We start from the raw sequence: 13,868 nt of genomic DNA, 5'->3' as shown, positions 1-13,868 counted from the left end.
AGGCTGCTCGGACTGTCCCGGCTCCTCGAGTTGAGCGAGCTGCTCGGACTGTGCCGGCTGCTCGAACTCCGTCGGTTGCTCGGGCCGTGGATACGGGTTCTCGTTCACAGCCGCTCCATCTGCCGCTGGGCCAGGCTCATGATCTCCTTCTTGGCGATCGGCTTGGTGTCGGTGATGTAGATCTCCATGGCGATGTCGCCGCGCCAGGCGTGCGCCTCCGCCGAGTACAGCGGGAGGTACCCGGCCTTCCGGTACGGCTCCGTGTCCGAATACGCCATGCCGTCGCCGGTGCCGGGAACGGCCCAGCTGTGGCCCTCGTTGTCCCGTTCGGCCCAGTACATGCCGTTCCCGGCGTTGTCCGCGGCCGCCAGCTCCTCTTCCTGGCGGTACTGCACGAGGCGGATCTCCACCAGATGGGTGTCACTTGTCCGCCACGAGGCGCTGGCCGCGCGCCGGAACTGGGACGTCAGCTCGTTGGCGAACGCCTGGTCCGGCTTCTTGAAGTCCTCCGCGTAGGCGGCGAGCGTCATCCAGCCGTCGCCGCTCGTGACGAAGGGGTTCTCCCGGGCCCCCTTCGGCCGGCCGATCAGCAGCTTGCGCAGGTCGCCGTCCGTCTTCACCCGCCGGTCCTGCGCGGCCGACAGCGGCTCGACCTCGCCCTTCGCCTGCCCGACGACCGGCTGCGACAGCGGCGGCAGCGGGGTGGGCTCGCGGCCGGCCTGCACGAGGTAGCCCGTGCAGGTGCCGGCGACCACCCCCAGCACAGCGGCCACGGCCACCCGTGCGACAGTGCGCCCGCGCCGGCGCGGAGGCGGTGATTGCTCGGGTCTTTCCGGTTCTTCCAAGACATCCCCCACAAAGTTGAAGCGCGCCTTCCGTATGCGCGCTCCACAGGAGACTCATGGCTGATGACCGAAGTTGTAAGGGAGTTGATTACGATTCGGGTATGGCGAAGAAGCTCGTGATCAAGGTGACGGCTGGGGCGGACGCGCCCGAGCGGTGCTCGCAGGCGTTCACGGTGGCGGCCGTGGCCGTGGCCAGCGGGGTCGACGTCTCGCTGTGGCTGACCGGGGAGTCGTCGTGGTTCGCGCTGCCGGGCCGCGCCGCCGAGTTCGAGCTTCCGCACGCGGCACCGCTGCCGGATCTGATCGACGCGATCCTCGCGGCCGGCCGTATCACCCTGTGCACGCAGTGTGCGGCCCGCCGGGACATCACGGAGAAGAACGTGATCGACGGCGTGCGGATCGCGGGCGCACAGGTCTTCGTGCAGGAGGCGCTGGGCGACGAGACGCAGGCGCTCGTCTACTGAGGACCCTGCGCCCGGGTACGGGGCCGCGCGGCGCGCCGGGAGAGCGGAGCGCCTCAGTGGTGTTTCTTGCCGTCCAGCTCGTCCCACCACTCGTCGGACTTCGGGTCGCCGGACGGGTCGTCCCACCAGCGGTCGTCCGGGCCGCGCCGGTTGGCGACGATCGCGGCGACCGGCGGGATCACCATGGCGAACAGGCACATCCCGACCGCCGCGGGAACCGACCAGATGCGCACGACGCCCCACGCCAGGACGAACAACCCGATGCAGGTCCCCATCAAGGCGAAATACACGTGACGACGGTGGGCGTACACACCTCCAGCGTATGCCGAAGCGCACGCCGACGGGCATACCGAAGGGCCGCACCCCAGGCGTCCAACCCGTGAGATGCGGCCCTTCGGCGGTCCCCCGAGGTCCGGGGAACCCCAAGACCTGAGGGAACCGAGGAACCCGGAGAACCTCAGACCGCGATCGCGACCTCCGCGAGGCCGCCCTGCTGGGCGACGACCGTGCGGTCGGCGCTGGCGCCGGGAACGAGGGCGCGCACGGTCCAGGTGCCCTCGGCGGCGTAGAACCGGAACTGGCCGGTGGCGGAGGTGGGAACCTCCGCGGTGAACTCGCCGGTCGAGTCCAGCAGCCGGACGTAGCCGGTCACGGGCTCGCCGTCGCGGGTCACCTGGCCCTGGATGGTCGTCTCACCGGGCTTGATCGTCGAGGCGTCGGGGCCGCCGGCCTTCGCTCCACACATGTGCTTCTCCAGAGGTCAGATAGGTCGGTCGGGGCGGTCTACTTGCCGGAGCCCAGCTCGATCGGCACGCCCACCAGGGAGCCGTACTCGGTCCAGGAGCCGTCGTAGTTCTTGACGTTCTCGACGCCCAGCAGCTCGTGCAGGACGAACCAGGTCAGCGCGGAGCGCTCACCGATGCGGCAGTAGGCGATGGTGTCCTTGGCGAGGTCGACGTCCTCCTCGGCGTAGAGGGCCTTGAGGTCCTCGTCCGACTTGAAGGTGCCGTCGTCGTTGGCGTTCTTCGACCACGGGATGTTCTTGGCGGTCGGCACGTGACCAGGACGCTGCGACTGCTCCTGCGGCAGGTGGGCCGGGGCGAGCAGCTTGCCGGAGAACTCGTCGGGCGAGCGGACGTCGACCAGGTTCTCGGCACCGATGGCCTTCACGACGTCGTCGCGGAAGGCGCGGATGGAGGCGTCCTGCGGCTTGGCCGTGTACGCGGTCTTCGCGCGCTCGGGGACGTCCGTGCCGTCGACCAGCTCGCGGGCGTCCAGCTCCCACTTCTTGCGGCCGCCGTCGAGGAGCTTGACGCTCTCGTGGCCGTAGAGCTTGAAGTACCAGTAGGCGTAGGACGCGAACCAGTTGTTGTTGCCGCCGTAGAGGATCACCGTGTGGTCGTTGGAGATCCCCTTCTCCGACAGGAGCTTCTCGAAGCCGGCCTGGTCGACGAAGTCACGGCGCACCGGGTCCTGGAGATCCTTGGTCCAGTCGATCCGGATGGCGTTCTTGATGTGGTTCTTGTCGTACGCGGACGTGTCCTCGTCGACCTCGACGATGGCGATGCTCGGGTCGTCCAGGTGCTCCTGAAGCCAGTCGGCGTCGACCAGGACGTCGCTGCGGCTCATGCTCAATCTCCTCCGGGGCAGTTGCGGCGGGGTGTGCGAGTGCGAGGGGCGCACCGGTGCGCGGCGGCGGGTGGCACGCCGGCGTGCGGGGCGCGGAGACGGCCCCGGATCAGGTGCGGGGCCGGCGGAGGCGGGAGTCTGGACTCCCGCTCAGAAGGGGCGACAGAGCATGGCGGCAACGCGGCACAGGTCTACTGCCCGCCGCTTCGTGAGATCCGCCTGTCGCTTCATGTGCTCGATCGTAGGGAGGGACGGGCGGCCATGTCACCGGTGTGTCGCATCATGAGATGCGATCGTCCGCAATATGAGACGCGAGCAGGGGCGGGGCCGTTTCGGCGCGGGGCCCGGCGGCCGGCGTCCCTCGCCGCATCTGCGCTGCGGACGACGCCGTCTCGCCACTCGGACATCACCCGGCCAGCTTGACGTTCGTCCCCTTCACCGTGATCTCCACGCCGTCCTTGGCCGCCTGCACCGAGTCCAGCGAGATGTCGCCGGGCAGCTGGTCGATCGCCTGCTGGAAGTCGGTGATCGACCGGAACCGGCTCTCGATCAGCTGCACACCCGCGAGCCGCGGCAGGGCGTCCGCGTGCACCTGCAGCTTGTCGTTGCGCACGCTGACCGAGCCGAGCACGGAGATCGGCTTGGGCAGCAGGGAGAACTTGACGGCGACCCTGACCTTGCCGTTGCCTCCGTACGACAGGCCCACCACCTGGGCCTTGATGCCGAGGCCGACGTCGGTGGGCTCGGACTTGGCGGTCTTCAGCAGTTCGTCGTAGCCGATGGTCGCGGTGCCGGTGGCGCTGTCCGCGGTGGCCGAGCTGTAGTCGCCGGAGAACCGCACACCCTTCATGTCGGCCTCGAGGCGGGCGATACGGATCTTCTGCGTGCCGTTGCCCGTGGCCGCGTCGTAGTCCTTGATGCCGACCTCGACGTCGTCCAGCTCGCCGCTCGCCAGCTGGGTGAGGAACGGGAAGCCGTTGATGGACACGTCCGGGGTGCTCGCCAGGTGCTCCGTGGACCTCAGCTTGTTGGCGGCCTCGCTCTGGGCGAAGTGCACCGCCACCCGGTCGACCACCGCGAACAGCACGCCGAGGATGACGACGACGATCAGCAGTACCCGCAGCGCGCGCATCCGGTGTTCCCCCACCCTCGGCGGCCCGGGACGGCCGGACGACCGCCCTTCGCGAGCGTAACGCCGGCCGGACGGGCGGACGGGGGATTGTCGATCATCTGTGACAGAGCCCCGGCGTCACCCCAGCGCACGCCCCAGCACCCACACCACCGGCGCCGCCGCCGTCAGCGGGAGGGCGACACCGGCCGTGAAGTGCACGAAACGCGAGGGGTAGTCGTAGGCGGCCGCACGGTGGCCGATCAGGGCGCACACCGCCGCGCCCGCGCCCAGCAGCGCGCCCTTCGAGCCCAGGTCCGTCATGCCGCCGACGGCGATGCCCGTGCCCGCCGCGGCGAGCAGCGAGACGGCCACGGAGGCCGCCGTCGGCATCGGGAGCGCACGGGCCAGGACGGCCACGGCGACCGACACCGCGCCGACCGCGACCGCGTCGGCACCGCCCGCCATGTACCCGGTCGCGATGATCGCCAGCGCCGCCGCCGCGACGGTCGCCATCAGGCCGTACATCCGTTCGTCCGGGTCGGCGTGGGAGCGCAGCTGGAGGACCAGGGAGAGCAGGACCCACACCCCGAGCGTGCCGAGGATCGCCGCGGGCGCGTGCTCGCGGCCCGCGCCCAGCACCGCCGCGTCCGCGGCGAGCGCGCCCATGAATCCGAGGGCGATGCCCTGCCGGGCGGGCCACATGCCGTTCAGCCGGAACCAGCCGGCCGCGGTCACGGCCTGGAGCACCACCAGCGGCACGAGCAGCGCGTACGTGCCGACCTCGGCCGCGCCGGCCAGCAGCAGCCCCAGCAGCGCCGTGAGCGCGGCCGGCTGCATGCCGGGGTCGATGATCGGCGAGCGGCCCTCGGCGCGGGCGCGCTGGGCGTCGGTGACGCGGGCGTTTCCGGCGAGGGTCGCGGGACCGTAGGCGGGCTCGGCACCTTCCGGGGCGGCGGGGGCCGCCGGGGCCGGAGTCGGCTGGTGGTTCACCGGGGGCAGGTAGGCCGTCTGCGCGGGCGGCTCGGCTGCCGCGGGGACGGGCCGGGCATGGGTCTGGGTCTCCCACGTCTGCCCCTGCCACTGCTGCGTGTACTGCTGCTGATCGGCGTGCGGGTCGCCGTACGCCTGCTGGTGCCCGGGCCACTGCTGGGGCTGGGTCTGCTGAGGCTGCTGGGGCTGCTGTGCGTACGGGTCGTGGCTGCCCTGGTACTGGCCCCCGTACGGGGTGTCGTACGCGCCCTCGTAGAAGCCTTGGTACGGGGTCCCGGGGGCCCCCTCGTACGGCCGGTCGGTCATCGCTCACCCTCCTGCGAACGGGGGGAGCACCTCGACCGTGCCGCCCTCGGTCAGCCGTACCGTGTCGTGATCGCGCGTTCCCACGGGGTCGCCGTCGATGAGGAACGAGCAGCGCAGCAGGACGCGGGCGAGTTCGCCCGGGTGGCGCTCGCGCACCGCCTCGAGCGCCTCGGCGAGTGTCTCCGCCTCGTACGGCTCCTCGGCGACCCCGGCCGCGGCCTTCGCCGCCGCCCAGTAGCGCACCGTGACCTTTGCCATCCTGTCCCTCGATCGAGTCACTCGGTCATGAACAGGGAAAGGCTAGCCCGCCCGCGCCACGCTCCAGCGCGCCATGCGGTGCAGCAGCTCGTCGGCGGCGGCGTTCTCGGCGTGGCCCATGCCCGGTTCCAGCCAGAGTTCGCCGTGGTCACCGGCGGCCGCGGCCAGCATCCGGGGGTGGTCGAGGGGGAAGTAGGCGTCCCGGTCGCCGTGCACGATCAGCAGGGGTGTGGGAGCGATGAGCGGGACCGCCTCGACCGGGGAGAGCGGGACGGGGTCCCAGTCGCGGTGGTGGATACGGGTGCGCAGGCCGTAGCGGCTCAGCAGGCGGCCCTCGGGGCGCATGACGAGCCAGTGCAGCCGGCGCATGGGGGCCGTGCCCCGGTAGTACCAGCGGGCGGGGGCGCTGACCGAGACCACGGCGTCCGTCCGCGCGTCCTCACGGACCTCCTCCCGTGCCCTCCGGGCGCCCTCCCAGGACTCCCGTGCCTCCCGGGCGTCCGACCGGGGCCCGTACAGCGCCGCGTGCCGCAGCACCACGGAGCCGCCCATGGAGAAGCCGACGGTCGTCACGCGCGCGTGCCCGAGGCTCCGCGCCCACGCCACGGCCGCCGCCAGGTCCAGCACCTCCCGGTCGCCGACGGTCGAACGCCCGCCGGAGGACCCGTGGCCGCGGAAGGAGAACGTGACCACGGCCCCGTACCGGGCCAGGGTCCGCGCCACCCTGCGCACGTGCGGCCGGCCCAGGTCCCCGGTGAAACCGTGTGCGATCACGAACACCCCGTCCGCGCCGTGCCCGCCGGCCGCGCCGGGTTCGTACACGGCGTCGATCGCGACCCCGTCCGCCGTGGTCAGGAACCTCCTGACGGGTGTCCGCGGCGGCGTCTCGGACTCCGGGACGATCGTCGAACGCACCACATGACCTGCCGTATCCGAGCTCATGTCGGCTATTCTGCTTCGAAGAGGACTCGGGCAGTGAAGCCCCCGGGTCCTTTCGTGCTTTCGGGAGCGTTGTATACGACGCGGGAAAACCGCAGGTGTACGGGCCGTCGAGCGCACAGTGGCCACCACGGTCACGGCGGGTCCCAGGGGCGCGGGATTCGCACCACGGAACGAACCGACGAAGCAGTGCCGCAACTCCCCCACGGCTCAACGCGTGGGCGGTGCCCCCACCGCCGGGACCCGAGGAGGACCAGACGCCATGGACGAGCGAACCGTGCACGAACATACGACCGAGGCAGGTGGGGCGCGATGAGTTCACTGCTGCTCCTGACCAACGCCCTCCAGCCGTCGACGGAGGTGCTCCCCGCCCTCGGCCTGCTGCTGCACAACGTGCGCGTGGCCCCGGCGGAGGGCCCGGCCCTCGTGGACACCCCGGGTGCCGACGTCATCCTGATCGACGGGCGGCGCGACCTGCCGCAGGTGCGCAGCCTGTGCCAGCTGCTGCGCTCCACCGGCCCCGGCTGTCCGCTGATCCTCGTCGTCACGGAGGGCGGCCTGGCGGCCGTCACCGCCGACTGGGGCATCGACGACGTGCTGCTGGACACCGCCGGCCCCGCCGAGGTCGAGGCGCGGCTGCGGCTGGCCATGGGCCGCCAGCAGATCGTGGGCGACGACTCGCCCATGGAGATCCGCAACGGCGACCTGTCGGTGGACGAGGCGACGTACAGCGCCAAGCTCAAGGGGCGGGTGCTGGACCTCACCTTCAAGGAGTTCGAGCTGCTGAAGTACCTCGCGCAGCATCCGGGGCGCGTGTTCACCCGCGCCCAGCTGCTGCAGGAGGTGTGGGGCTACGACTACTTCGGCGGCACCCGGACCGTCGACGTCCATGTACGGCGGCTGCGCGCCAAGCTCGGGCCCGAGCACGAGTCGCTGATCGGCACCGTCCGGAACGTGGGCTACCGCTTCGTCACCCCCGAGAAGAGCGATCGCGCCGCGGACGAGGCCAAGAGCAAGGCGAAGGCCGAGACGGCCGGCCCGGCCGCGGACGACGCGGACTCGGCGGCCGACGCTGTCCGGGCGGAGGCCCGCGCGAAGGCCTGAGTTGGGCCGGGCCCGTGCGAGCCCGAGGGGCGGGCACGTCCGGGCCCGGGAGCGGGCCCGTGCGGACGGCGGAGTGCGCCCCAGAAGGACCGCTTCGGACGGCCGGAGTGCGCCCGGGTCCGGGCCCGGGGCGCGCCCGTCGGCGTGGTGGGCGTTGCGGGCGCACATCCAAGCTTTGATACGCCCTGCCCCGGACGGATCCATCCGCGTAGACTCCGCGCGTGGCAAAGGTGACTCGGGACGACGTGGCGAGACTGGCGGGGACTTCCACCGCCGTGGTCAGCTATGTCATCAACAACGGACCCCGGCCGGTCGCCCCGGCCACGCGCGAGCGTGTGCTCGCCGCGATCAAGGAACTGGGGTACCGGCCCGACCGGGTCGCCCAGGCGATGGCCTCGCGCCGCACGGACCTGATAGGGCTGATCATCCCGGACGCCCGCCAGCCCTTCTTCGGGGAGATGGCGCACGCGGTCGAGTGGGCCGCCGCCGAGCGCGGCAAGATGGTCCTGGTCGGCAACACCGACTACGTCGCCGAGCGCGAGGTCCACTACTTGCGTGCCTTCCTCGGGATGCGGGTCTCCGGCCTGATCCTGGTCAGCCATGCGCTGAACGACCAGGCCGCCGCCGAGATCGAGGCCTGGGACGCCCGGGTCGTGCTGCTGCACGAGCGGCCCGAGGCCATCGACGACGTGGCCGTGGTCACCGACGACCTCGGCGGTGCCCAGCTCGCCGTACGTCACCTGCTGGAGCACGGTTACGACTACGTCGCCTGTGTGGGCGGCACCGCCGAGACCCCGGCCGTGGGCGACCCCGTCTCGGACCACGTCGAGGGCTGGCGGCGGGCGATGACCGAGGCGGGCCTGACGACCGAGGGACGGCTGTTCGAGGCACCGTACAACCGCTACGACGCCTACCGGGTCGGCCTGGAGATCCTCTCCGGCCCCGACCGGCCCCCGGCGATCTTCTGCTCCACGGACGACCAGGCGATCGGCCTGCTGCGGGCCGCGCGGGAACTGCGCATCGACGTGCCGGGCGAGCTGGCCGTGGCCGGGTTCGACGACATCAAGGAGGCGGCGCTGACGGATCCGCCGCTGACCACGGTCGCCTCCGACCGGTCCGCGATGGCCCAGGCGGCCGTGGACCTGGTGCTCGACGACGGGCTGCGGGTCGCCGGGTCGCGGCGGGAGCGGCTGAGGGTGTTCCCGTCGCGGCTGGTGGTCCGGACGTCCTGCGGCTGCGTGTAGCCCCCGGAACCGGCTCCGGTACGCATCCCGGGGGCCGTCCGCCGCGTCGGCCCCCGACCCTCCCGGGCCGCCCTTATTTCGGGCATACGCGGTTCTGTCGGGCTTTTCAGCGGGGACTCACGAAGCTCTCATGATCCCGGGACACTCTCAATGACATGACCGAGAGCTTCCGCCGCAGCGGCGCCTACGAGGACCCCCGGGGTGACGGGCAGGACCCGTCCCCGTACCGGCAGCAGCACGCCTCCCCGGTGAATCCGGTGAACCCGGAGTGGCCGGCCCCGCCGGCGCATCCTCCGGCCTACCCCCCGGCGTATCCTCCCGCGCAGCCCGCGAAGAAGCGCGCCAAGGGTCAGGTCGCCCTGCTCGCCGCCGTGGCGATCGCCGCCGCGGCCGTGGGCGGCGGCACCGCGTTCACCTTCCAGGAGCTGACCGGGAAGGACACGGTGGCCTCGAGCAGCACCAGCACCGACGTGGTGCCCACCAGCCGGCGGGGCGACGTCGCGGCGATCGCCAAGGCGGTCAGCCCGAGCGTCGTGGAGATCACCGCCACCCTCCCGGGCGGCACGTCCACCGGCTCCGGCGTGATCATCAGCAGCGGCGGCGAGATCCTCACCAACAACCACGTGATAGCCGGAGCGAACGCGGTCAAGGCCCGGACCAGCGACGGCAAGACCTACACCGCGCGGGTCGTCGGCACCGACAGCGCCAAGGACCTGGCCCTGATCGAGCTGGACGGAGCCACCGGCCTGAAGCCGGCCACCCTCGGCAACTCGGACGGCGTCGCGGTCGGCGACCAGGTCGTCGCCATCGGCTCCCCCGAAGGCCTGACCGGCACCGTCACCAGCGGAATCGTCTCCGCCCTCGACCGGAACGTGACCGTCTCCACCGACGAGAACCAGAGCCAGGGCGACGGCCAGGGGTGGCCGTTCGAGTTCGGCGGCCGCCAGTTCAACGGCGACACCGGCTCCTCCACGACCACCTACAAGGCGATCCAGACCGACGCCTCTCTGAACCCGGGCAACTCCGGTGGCGCGCTCATCGACGCGAACGGCAACGTCATCGGCATCAACTCGGCGATGTACTCGGCCGCCGCCTCGGACTCGTCCGGCGCGGGCAGCGTGGGCCTCGGCTTCGCCATCCCGATCAACACCGTCAAGGCCGACCTGGCCGAGCTGCGCGCCGGCACCCAGAGCTGACCGGAGCCGAAGCGACGGCACCGGCGACGGAGCCGACGGCACCGACCCCCACCGAACCACCGACCGCGACACCGAGGACCGACCGGAAGACCCCAGCCCGCACCCCGCAACACCTCGCAGCAAGGAGTACCGCCATGATCCAGCAGGTCGTGCACGAGTGGACCGAGACCGTCGACGCGAGCGTCCCCGCGGGCGTCTCCCTGACGCTGGCCGTGGCCAAGGAGCTCCACAGCCCGGCGGACAACCCCGCCGACCGGCCCCCGCTGCCCCCCGCCGCCGTCCCCCAGTTGATGGGACTGCGCACCCCCGCCGGGCGCTCGCGCCGCCCCAAGGTGCCGCTGAGGCGGCTCACGGCCCTGGCGGCGTGACGGGCGCGGGACATCCCGGCGGGGTGACAGGCCGCGAGGCCCCGTGCCCCACCCGGTGGGCGCGGAACGTGCGAGGCTGGGAGCGTCCCTGCCGCTCCCGGCCGACCGGCCCCAGGAAAGGCCGACCGGCCCCAGGAAACCCGAGGAACAACGACCGATGAGCCCCCTCGACGGCGACCGTGACCGCGACCGCGACCTCCAGCGCATCCTGATCGTCGACGACGAGCCGGCGGTGCGCGAGGCACTCCAGCGCAGCCTCGCCTTCGAGGGCTACGACACCGAGGTCGCGGTCGACGGCGCGGACGCCCTGGAGAAGGCGAGCGCCTACGGACCGGACCTGGTCGTCCTCGACATCCAGATGCCCCGCATGGACGGCCTGACGGCCGCGCGCCGCATCCGCGGGACGGGCGACACCATCCCGATCCTGATGCTGACGGCGCGCGACACGGTCGGCGACCGGGTCACCGGGCTGGACGCCGGAGCGGACGACTACCTGGTCAAGCCGTTCGAGCTGGACGAGCTGTTCGCCCGTATCCGCGCCCTGCTGCGCCGCAGTTCCTACGCGGCGGCCGTGGCGGGCGCGGCGGACGAGGACGACGCGCTCACCTTCGCCGACCTGCGCATGGACCTCGCCACCCGCGAGGTCACGCGCGGCGGACGCCAGGTGGAGCTCACCCGCACCGAGTTCACGCTGCTGGAGATGTTCATGGCCCATCCGCGTCAGGTGCTCACCCGTGAGCAGATCCTGAAGGCGGTCTGGGGCTTCGACTTCGAGCCGTCGTCGAACTCGCTCGACGTCTACGTGATGTACCTGCGCCGCAAGACCGAGGCCGGCGGCGAGCCGCGCCTGGTGCACACGGTGCGCGGGGTGGGGTACGTCCTGCGGCAGGGCGGCGCGGAGTGAGCAGGGTCGCGCGCCGGTTCCGCTCGCTGCCGATCCGCTCACGACTGGCGCTGCTGGTGGCGGTGGCGGTGGCGTTCGCGGTGGCGGCGGTCTCCGTCGCCTGCTGGTTCGTCGTGCAGCGACGCCTGTACAGCGAGGTCGACTCCCGACTGGGGAGCTACGGCCGGGTGACCGCCACCACGGCGTCGTCGCTGGCCGCCGACTGCACGCAGACCACGGACGACTCGACCGGCGACATGCAGCGCTCGTTCCTCTACGTGCAGCTGGTGACGGCGCAGGGCCGGTTCTGCGTGGACCCCCGCTCCGAGGGCGTGATCAAGGTCAGCGACGTGGACAAGAAGGTGGCCGCCGCCCCGAGCGTGCGGCAGCGCACCTTCCACACCGCCACCGACAAACAGGGCAACAACGTGCGGGTGATGACCCTCGCCGTCCCGACGGGCCCCGGCCCCGACGCCGAGGCCTACCCGGGCATCGCCTTCATGCTCGGCCTGTCCCTGCAGGACACCGAGAAGACCCTCAACGACCTGGCCCTGCTGCTCCTGCTCGTCTCCGGCCTGGGGGTCGTCGGATCCGGAGCCGCCGGCCTCGCCGTCGCCCGCGCCGGTCTGCGGCCCGTCGACCGGCTCACCGCGGCCGTCGAGCACGTGGCCCGCACCGAGGACCTGACCATCCGCATCCCCGTGGAGGACGACAGCGAGGACGAGATCGCCCGCCTGTCCCGCTCCTTCAACTCGATGACGTCCGCCCTGGCCAGCTCCCGCGACCTGCAGCAGCAGCTGATCGCGGACGCGGGCCACGAGCTGCGCACCCCGCTGACCTCGCTGCGCACCAACATCGAGCTGCTCTCCCGCAGCGAGGAGACCGGCCGCCCGCTGCCGGAGGCCGACCGCAAGGCACTGCTGGCCTCGGTCAAGGCACAGATGACGGAGCTCGCCTCCCTGATCGGCGACCTCCAGGAGCTGTCGCGCTCGGAGAGCCAGCGGGGCGAGCGGGTCCAGGTGATCGCGTTCCACGACACCGTGGACACGGCGCTGCGCCGCGCCCGGCTGCGCGGCCCCGAACTGACCGTCACGGCGGACCTCGACCCCTGGTACGTGCGGGCGGAACCGGCGGCCATGGAACGCGCGATCGTCAACATCCTGGACAACGCCGTGAAGTTCAGCCCCGAGGCCGGCGCGGTCGAGGTGCTGCTGGTCGACGGTGTCCTCACGGTCCGCGACCACGGCCCCGGTATCGCGGCCGACGAACTCCCCCACGTCTTCGACCGCTTCTGGCGCTCCCCGAGCGCCCGCGCGCTGCCCGGCTCGGGCCTGGGCCTGTCCATCGTCGCCCGCACGATCCAGCAGGCGGGCGGTGAGGTGGCCCTCGCCCCGGCCGAGGGCGGCGGCACGGTGGCGACCGTTCGGCTGCCGGGAGCACCCACCCCGCCGCCGGGGCTGCCGGAGCTGCCGGAACAGCCCGAACCGCGGTGACCCGTGGCAAGCCGACCGCCCGATCCTGTGGTCGTCGGTAGTCTCGGACGCATGACCAGCGACGACACCGCACCGATCGCCCGCTCCCTGGACTCCGTCCCCGCGCTCTCCCCCGGCCAGGCCGAGGCCGTCCTCGGCCTGCTGGCGGAGGCCGCCCGTGCCGACGGGCAGCAGGCGGTGTCCGAACAGGGCCGGCTCCAGCTGCGCGGCGGCGCCCGGGAGGGCGTCTCCCATCTGCTGCTGAGCGTCGACGGCGAGCTGGTCGGTTACGCGCAGCTGGAGGACACCGATCCCGTGGAGGCGCCCGCCGCCGAGCTGGTCGTCCACCCCGCGCACCGCGGCCGCGGACACGGGCGGGCGCTCGGATCGGCGCTGCTGGCCGCCTCCGGCAAGCGGCTGCGGGTGTGGGCGCACGGCGGTCACTCCGCCGCCCGGCACCTGTCACAGGTGCTCGGGCTGACCCTGTTCCGGGAACTGCGGCAGATGCGGCGTCCGCTGACCGGCCCCGAGCTGCCGGAGCCGGTGCTGCCGGAGGGGGTGACGGTGCGGACCTTCGTCCCCGGCCAGGACGACGCCGCCTGGCTCGCCGTGAACGCCGAGGCGTTCGCCCACCACCCCGAGCAGGGGTCCCTCACCCAGCGTGACCTCGACGCCCGCATGGCCGAGCCCTGGTTCCACCCGAGCGGGTTCTTCCTGGCCGAGCGCGAGGGCCGGCTGGTCGGCTTCCACTGGACCAAGGTCCACGCGGACGAGGGGCTCGGCGAGGTGTACGTCCTCGGGGTCCGCCCCGGGGCGCAGGGCGGCGGCCTCGGCAAGGCCCTCACCCTGATCGGCCTGCGTCACCTGGCCGATCAGGGCCTGCCCACCGCGATGCTCTACGTCGACGCCGACAACAAGGCGGCGGTGACGGTCTATGAACGGCTCGGCTTCACGACGTACGAGACGGATTTCATGTACCGCACCGAGACCTGACGGCCCGGCGCGCGGAGACGTGGCGGCCGCCGGGCGCGGACACCCCGACGGTGTCCGGCGCCCGGA

The 13,868-nt window shown here is 72.3% G+C and carries 17 protein-coding genes; 8 read left to right on the top strand and 9 right to left on the bottom strand.

What is annotated here, in order from left to right:
* Positions 1-104: 104 nt before the first annotated feature.
* A complete protein-coding gene (locus ACWDUZ_RS28445) occupies positions 105-779 on the bottom strand; it encodes a hypothetical protein (RefSeq protein ID WP_451634650.1) in 675 nt (224 codons plus the stop codon).
* A 167-nt stretch (positions 780-946) separates the two neighbouring features.
* Here ACWDUZ_RS28445 and ACWDUZ_RS28440 point away from each other — a divergent pair, with 167 nt between their 5' ends.
* Positions 947-1,309, top strand: a complete 363-nt coding sequence (locus ACWDUZ_RS28440; protein ID WP_451634649.1) for a DsrE family protein — start codon at positions 947-949, stop codon at positions 1,307-1,309.
* Between the two features lie 53 nt (positions 1,310-1,362).
* Here the strand turns inward: ACWDUZ_RS28440 and ACWDUZ_RS28435 are convergent, their stop codons facing one another.
* The 8 genes from ACWDUZ_RS28435 to ACWDUZ_RS28400 form a co-directional block, all read right to left on the bottom strand.
* Positions 1,363-1,620, bottom strand: coding sequence for a DUF3099 domain-containing protein (locus tag ACWDUZ_RS28435; protein ID WP_451634648.1), 258 nt, complete (start codon positions 1,618-1,620; stop codon positions 1,363-1,365).
* Between the two features lie 146 nt (positions 1,621-1,766).
* Complete coding sequence (locus tag ACWDUZ_RS28430) at positions 1,767-2,054, bottom strand: DUF1416 domain-containing protein (RefSeq protein ID WP_100569102.1); 288 nt, start codon at positions 2,052-2,054, stop codon at positions 1,767-1,769.
* A 38-nt stretch (positions 2,055-2,092) separates the two neighbouring features.
* Positions 2,093-2,938, bottom strand: a complete 846-nt coding sequence (locus ACWDUZ_RS28425; RefSeq protein ID WP_451634647.1) for a sulfurtransferase — start codon at positions 2,936-2,938, stop codon at positions 2,093-2,095.
* A 150-nt stretch (positions 2,939-3,088) separates the two neighbouring features.
* Complete coding sequence (locus ACWDUZ_RS28420; protein WP_350751515.1) at positions 3,089-3,169, bottom strand: Ms5788A family Cys-rich leader peptide; 81 nt, start codon at positions 3,167-3,169, stop codon at positions 3,089-3,091.
* Positions 3,170-3,344: 175 nt separating this feature from the next.
* Entirely contained in the window at positions 3,345-4,070 is a 726-nt protein-coding gene (locus ACWDUZ_RS28415; RefSeq protein ID WP_451634646.1) for an LmeA family phospholipid-binding protein, read from the bottom strand.
* 117 nt (positions 4,071-4,187) lie between these two features.
* A complete protein-coding gene (locus tag ACWDUZ_RS28410; RefSeq protein ID WP_451634645.1) occupies positions 4,188-5,345 on the bottom strand; it encodes a hypothetical protein in 1,158 nt (385 codons plus the stop codon).
* A gap of 3 nt (positions 5,346-5,348) precedes the next feature.
* A complete protein-coding gene (locus ACWDUZ_RS28405) occupies positions 5,349-5,603 on the bottom strand; it encodes a MoaD/ThiS family protein (RefSeq protein ID WP_451634644.1) in 255 nt (84 codons plus the stop codon).
* A 42-nt stretch (positions 5,604-5,645) separates the two neighbouring features.
* On the bottom strand, positions 5,646-6,545 hold the full coding sequence (locus tag ACWDUZ_RS28400; protein WP_451634643.1) for an alpha/beta hydrolase: 900 nt from the start codon (positions 6,543-6,545) through the stop codon (positions 5,646-5,648).
* A gap of 309 nt (positions 6,546-6,854) precedes the next feature.
* On the opposite strand from ACWDUZ_RS28400, the gene ACWDUZ_RS28395 reads away from it, so the two are divergent.
* The 7 genes from ACWDUZ_RS28395 (at position 6,855) to mshD (ending at position 13,802) form a co-directional block, all read left to right on the top strand.
* Positions 6,855-7,646, top strand: coding sequence for a response regulator transcription factor (locus ACWDUZ_RS28395; protein WP_451634642.1), 792 nt, complete (start codon positions 6,855-6,857; stop codon positions 7,644-7,646).
* A 221-nt stretch (positions 7,647-7,867) separates the two neighbouring features.
* Positions 7,868-8,890, top strand: a complete 1,023-nt coding sequence (locus tag ACWDUZ_RS28390; RefSeq protein WP_451634641.1) for a LacI family DNA-binding transcriptional regulator — start codon at positions 7,868-7,870, stop codon at positions 8,888-8,890.
* Between the two features lie 155 nt (positions 8,891-9,045).
* Positions 9,046-10,086 carry a S1C family serine protease gene (locus tag ACWDUZ_RS28385; protein WP_451634640.1) on the top strand — a complete coding sequence of 347 codons (1,041 nt, stop codon included), beginning with the start codon at positions 9,046-9,048 and terminating at the stop codon, positions 10,084-10,086.
* A 134-nt stretch (positions 10,087-10,220) separates the two neighbouring features.
* A complete protein-coding gene (locus ACWDUZ_RS28380; protein WP_451634639.1) occupies positions 10,221-10,454 on the top strand; it encodes a hypothetical protein in 234 nt (77 codons plus the stop codon).
* A gap of 157 nt (positions 10,455-10,611) precedes the next feature.
* Entirely contained in the window at positions 10,612-11,358 is a 747-nt protein-coding gene (locus tag ACWDUZ_RS28375; RefSeq protein WP_451634638.1) for a response regulator transcription factor, read from the top strand.
* The gene (locus tag ACWDUZ_RS28370; RefSeq protein WP_451634637.1) at positions 11,355-12,830 is read left to right on the top strand and encodes a sensor histidine kinase; all 1,476 of its coding nucleotides are present in this window, start codon (positions 11,355-11,357) and stop codon (positions 12,828-12,830) included. The genes ACWDUZ_RS28375 and ACWDUZ_RS28370 overlap by 4 nt, the downstream gene beginning before the upstream one ends.
* 51 nt (positions 12,831-12,881) lie before the next feature.
* Positions 12,882-13,802, top strand: coding sequence for a mycothiol synthase (gene mshD, locus ACWDUZ_RS28365; protein WP_451634636.1), 921 nt, complete (start codon positions 12,882-12,884; stop codon positions 13,800-13,802).
* Positions 13,803-13,868: the final 66 nt, after the last annotated feature.

It is taken from the genome of Streptomyces sp. NPDC003393 (assembly GCF_053589015.1).
This window is presented reverse-complemented; position numbering and strand designations above follow the sequence as displayed.